Genomic DNA, 5,179 nt, shown 5'->3' on the forward strand with positions numbered 1-5,179 from the left:
AGGGGGCATAGACCCGTTCAGCCGCCACGTCCTGCCGTTCGTTGAGCAGGGCATAGAGGATGCGCAGTCCCAGATGGCTCATGGCCACTTCATACACATCGGGGAAACAATAGGCTACCGTCAGTTTGACGTCTTCATGATTTTTTACGACACTATTCCATTCTCCTCCCACGTAGCGGGCGGGTTTACTGACTTTGCTCAGCAGGACAGGATCGATTACAACAGTTCGTGACAAAGAGAAACCTCCTATCAGGTGCAGACCGGCATCAGAAAATCATCGTCTGCTGCCGCATGTAAATACTCATCAACAGGCCCATAGCCAGCATGTTCGTCGTCAGGGCACTGACACCATAACTCATGAATGGCAGCGGAATCCCCGTGACAGGCATGATACCGCAGGTCATACCTACATTGACCAGTATCTGGAAGGCCCACATGGAAACAATCCCCGTTGCCAGAAGCATGCCAAAGGGGTCTTTGCACTCTTTAGCCGTGACAAGTCCCCGGTAGACGAGCAGGAAATATAAGAATAAAATGACGATACAGCCCATAAAGCCCAGTTCTTCCCCAATGACTGAAAAGATAAAGTCCGTGTGGTTTTCCGGCAGGAAATTCAGCTGGCTCTGGGTCCCCTGGAAGAGGCCTTTGCCAAATAATTCACCGGAACCAATGGCGATTTTGGACTGGATGATATGATATCCGGCACCAAACGGATCGGCATTGGGATCGAGGAATACGAGAATACGGGACTTCTGGTAATCTTTCATGAAATGCCATCCTATCGGCGCCAGAACGACGCCGGCGGCAAATATATTCCGCAGCAGGGACATTTTGACATTGGAAACAAAGAGCATGCCAAAAGTAATAGCCAGAAATACCAGGCTGGTCCCCAGGTCTGGCTGTTTCAGTACCAGCAGGAAGGGAATCCCGACAAATAGACCGATAGGAAGCAGGCTTTTAAAAGAATTCAGTTTATCTACTTTATTGGATAACAAGGCTGCCGTGCAGATGATCATAATCAGCTTGGAAAATTCCGACGGCTGGATGGTAATCGGGCCGACCTGGATCCAGCGCTGCGCCCCCAGGGCCGATGTACCGACGAACATGACCGCCAGCAGGATGAGCAGATTCAGCACATAGAGAGGCTTGGCAAAAAGCTTCAGCCGTGTGTAATCAAAGCGGCTAAAAAACAGGACTATCAGGAGATTCAGCACGAATGCCCCGCCCTGCTTGGCCACGAAATCGTAATTGATGACCCCTTTGTTTATGTGAGTTGCACTGCCAATGATACACAGACTGCAGCAGACAATCAGGATTGTCGAAAATAACATGACTTTATCTAAATTTTTCCATTCTCTTTTAAACATTCTTACTGACTCCTATCGGCGGTACTGACGCCACATGCGGGACTGGCTGCGCCGCTGCTTCAATGATATGCGCATCGGGGAAGGGACAGGCTGATTCTCGTCACTGATCGTCTCTGTCCCGGGACCGCCGTTTTCAGAAGCCCCATTCTCCTGTTCCTGCGGGACTGTTTCCAGTCCATCCGCCATGTTTCTGCACCCGGGGATAACGTGGGCCGCGGCCTTTGCCAGTTCTTCCACTGCGCCGGCAGGAATAGCTTCGTCCACGCCTGTGCTCTCACCGCATATTGCAATTTCTCCTGTCTTCCCTTCCCCTGCTGCAGGCATTGCCTTTTCTTCATGAGGCAGGCCGGCTATGAGCTCCGCGACAGGGACAGGTTCGTTTTCCGTAAGATAGGCTGTGGTCCGCTCCATGGCCTGGTAAAAAGGAAGGCTTTCATCCATATGGATCATATCCCCTTCCTGGGCCAGCCGGTTGATTGCACGGTCATGGGGAAGGATACCGGCAACATGCTCTGCCGGCAATGATTCCAATGCTTCATCAGCAGAGACAAAACCATCGGAATGGCCGTAAAAATTATTGAGCAGCGCCGCATAATGGAACTGTTTATGCTTATTACAGAACTGCATGACCCGGGATGCATCACGGATGGAAGACCAGGACGGTTCGACGACAAAGAGGATTTTGTCGGCGATCGCTACGGCATATTTGTAAGCTTTCCCGCGCCCTGGCGGACAATCAATGAGGATATAGTCATAATCCGGAGCCAGTGACTCCAATGTATATTGAAAGGTCGGGGCATCTACTTTTTCCCATGTATGTTTCTGACTGGCCGCCAGGAAATCAAGGTGCGGCATGACCGGTATAATAGCGTCTTCTGCTTTGCAGCGCTGCTTCATGACATCGACGGCATCATACAGGACCTCATCCTGTACGCCAAAAAGCAAATCGAGGTCACGCAGACCCATATCAGCATCGGCTGCCAGCACCGTATATCCCTTTTTGGCTAATGAGACAGCCAGAGCGGCCGTGACCAGAGTCTTGCCGACGCCGCCTTTACCTGAGGCAACAGCGATTATATAGGACATGGGAAATAGCTCCTTTCTCTATCAATTCTTTTTATCTTTCCCATCATGAGCAGGGCTCTTGCCATCAGCATAAGCGCCTACCTGGAAAAATTCTTCCAGCATGCTCTTGGCGACCGGGCCGGAAGCCAGAGCACCAAAACCGCCTTGTTCCGTCAGGACGGCTATGACGATGCGGGGATGATCAAAGGGGGCATAGGCGACAAACCAGGCATGATCGGCACCGCCAAAATTTTCTGCCGTCCCGGTCTTGCCGGCTACCTGGATGGGGAATCCGGCAAACAAGGAACCGGCTGTCCCCGATTCTTCCGCAACGTTGCGCATCCCTTCCCGGACCAGGTCCAGGGTGGATTTGGAAACAGGCAGCGTTCCCACCTGTTCAGGTGCAAAAATCTTATAGGGCGTGCCATCGAGATTGTCGATGCGGCTGACCAGGAATGGTTTGTACTGGATGCCGCCATTGGCGACTTCACTGACAATCATGGCAGCCTGCAGGGGGGTAACCAGCTGGAACCCCTGTCCGATTGCCGAGTTGAATGTATCGCCGAGATACCAGTCCTGATTGAAATTCTTCTTCTTATATTCTTCACTGGCAACCAGCCCTGTCGCTTCACCGCGCAGGGCAATACCCGTTTTTTTACCCATGCCGAACATGCTAGCATATTCGGCCAGTTTATCGATGCCGACACGACGCCCTAATTCATAGAAATAGACGTTATCCGATTTGGCCAGTGCTTCCGTAAAATTCAGCCAGCCCAGCGCTTCGCCGCCGGCGTTGCGCATATCGACCAGCCAGTGACGGCCACTATCGAAAATCAATTCATCAGGCGTGACCTTCTTCAATTCCAGAGCGGCCGTACCGGTAATCAGTTTGAAGGTTGAACCGGGAGGATATTCGCCGGCGATGACACGGTTTTCCATGGGATGAGCCGGATTATTATTGATCTGGGCCCATTCCTTTTCGGTAATCCCCCGGGTAAACCAGTTCGGATTATAGGAGGGACGGCTGGCCATAGCCAGGACAGCCCCCGTATTGGGGTCGATAGCCACGGCGGCAATCCCATGAGTACCGATACCGTTGGCAACCTGCCGGTCCAGGGCATCTTCTGTTGCTTTCTGTAAATTGAGATCAATAGTCAGATGAAAATTATGCCCCGGTACAGGGTTTTTGCGTTCCATTTCCTTGACCGGCGTACCGCTGGCATCGACCTCGACCTGACGGCCGCCATCCTTGCCGCGCAGCAGGTCATCATAGTACGCTTCCAGACCGGCCCGGCCAATCTGGGTGATGCTGGAAACGCCTTCCTGTCCCTTGAGCCGTTTCATATCTTCTTCGTCGATCTGTCCGACATAGCCGAATACCTGCGCCGCCATGGAATTGTACGGATAATAGCGGATTGGCTGGACATCGACAGATACGCCCGGCAGGTCATTGCGCCGTTCTTCCACCCGGGTGACGATATCCTGTGTCAGGTCCTGGGCCAGGATTGTCGGTTCAAAGGAGTTTTTCCCCTTGGCAATCTTTTCCTGCAGCTTATCTTTGGGAACATTGAGCAGTTTGGACAGAGAATCCAGTTCAGTGTCCGATATTCCCTTTTTTGTCGGGACGTAAGTAACCATGAAACTGGGTCGGGAACCGACGAGGATCTGACCATTGCGGTCATACATGACACCACGCATGGCGGCTATGGGGATAGCCCGCAGGCGGTTGCCGTCTGCCAGTCCATGATAATAGCTGCCTTCAAACAACTGCAGGTACACTAGTCGGCAGATCAGGGCCGCAAAGATAAAAATGACAATCCAGTACAGATAGCGGAACCGCCCGTCCTGGTTCTTTTTTTTCATTAAAGCTTCTAGCATGTATTACACTCCTCGTGCTTCAGGCCTGTCAGCGGAAATCGGCAAAACTATAATACATTTCCTTACGGCGCAGCTTCCAGACCAGATGGTCCACCGGCAGCGCCAGGATTCCGTGATAGATAAGCATGGGCACACTGAATTCAACAAGATATGCGATGATATTGATATACTGCCCGGAAACGAGCAGGACAAGGCAGGTCAGGACCAGGTCCAGGAAAGTCGCTGCCAGCACAACCAGCAAGGTAAGCAGCCATTGTTCTTCTTCTATGTACTGGCCGATGTAGCTGGCTATGCAGGCGATGATCAGATACGGCAGCAAGTGGATGCCAAAGAAATTGCCAAGGACGACATCCTGGGCAAATCCGCCTAAGAGCGCCGTATAGATTGCCACTTTTTTTCCGTGATGGAGCGACATGAGCACCACAAATAGAAAAATCAGATTGGGCTGGGTCACGCCGCCGAAAAGGAAGGGAAGCACCGATCCCTGCAGTATGAATACGACGAAGGCCGTAACCAGACAGGCTAATTTTCTCATAGTGTAGCAGCTCCTTTGACTCCTTCTACTTTATCGCGTTGTGTCTGCGGCACGAGCTTCGGTGAAACATTGGGTTTTTCATAAGAGGAATTGTCTGTCGAATGAGTAATGACAAACACCTCTTCCAGTTTCGAAAAATCGACGCCGGGACGGATGACGGCATATTTGACGAAATCATTGTCATCCTGGTGAATGGACACGATGGTGCCAATATACAATCCCTTTGGATAAATGGATCCGAAACCGGACGTTACGAGCGTATCGCCTTCGAGAATGTCAGCGTCTTTGGCAATATTGACAAACTGTGGTTCTGTCGGGACGTTGCCATTCCCGC

Annotated in this window: 5 protein-coding genes and 1 pseudogene; all 6 read right to left on the minus strand. The window is 51.7% G+C overall.

The features are described from left to right. A pseudogene (locus B4H10_RS06315) lies at positions 1-235 on the minus strand (B12-binding domain-containing radical SAM protein); the annotation flags it as partial. Between the two features lie 31 nt (positions 236-266). Then, positions 267-1,367 carry a rod shape-determining protein RodA gene (gene rodA, locus B4H10_RS06320; protein WP_059075899.1) on the minus strand — a complete coding sequence of 367 codons (1,101 nt, stop codon included), beginning with the start codon at positions 1,365-1,367 and terminating at the stop codon, positions 267-269. Positions 1,368-1,379: 12 nt separating this feature from the next. Then, positions 1,380-2,453: an AAA family ATPase gene (locus B4H10_RS06325; RefSeq protein ID WP_292018452.1), complete on the minus strand. Its 1,074-nt coding sequence runs from the start codon at positions 2,451-2,453 to the stop codon at positions 1,380-1,382. A 21-nt stretch (positions 2,454-2,474) separates the two neighbouring features. Beyond that, entirely contained in the window at positions 2,475-4,310 is a 1,836-nt protein-coding gene (gene mrdA, locus B4H10_RS06330; protein ID WP_292018453.1) for a penicillin-binding protein 2, read from the minus strand. A gap of 28 nt (positions 4,311-4,338) precedes the next feature. Further along, positions 4,339-4,845 carry a rod shape-determining protein MreD gene (gene mreD, locus B4H10_RS06335; protein ID WP_292018454.1) on the minus strand — a complete coding sequence of 169 codons (507 nt, stop codon included), beginning with the start codon at positions 4,843-4,845 and terminating at the stop codon, positions 4,339-4,341. Beyond that, on the minus strand, positions 4,842-5,179 hold a 338-nt coding region (gene mreC, locus B4H10_RS06340; protein WP_292018455.1), incomplete at its 5' end, for a rod shape-determining protein MreC. The genes mreC and mreD, both read right to left, overlap by 4 nt.

It is taken from the genome of Megasphaera sp. UBA4382 (assembly GCF_002391155.1).
Classification (GTDB): Bacteria; Bacillota; Negativicutes; order Veillonellales; family Megasphaeraceae; genus Megasphaera; species Megasphaera hexanoica.

Coding starts and splice junctions, on each gene's coding strand:
- rodA (WP_059075899.1), bottom strand. CDS start 1,367: ATGTTTAAAAGAGAATGGAAAAATTTAGATAAAGTCATGTTATTTTCG.
- B4H10_RS06325 (WP_292018452.1), bottom strand. CDS start 2,453: ATGTCCTATATAATCGCTGTTGCCTCAGGTAAAGGCGGCGTCGGCAAG.
- mrdA (WP_292018453.1), bottom strand. CDS start 4,310: ATGCTAGAAGCTTTAATGAAAAAAAAGAACCAGGACGGGCGGTTCCGC.
- mreD (WP_292018454.1), bottom strand. CDS start 4,845: ATGAGAAAATTAGCCTGTCTGGTTACGGCCTTCGTCGTATTCATACTG.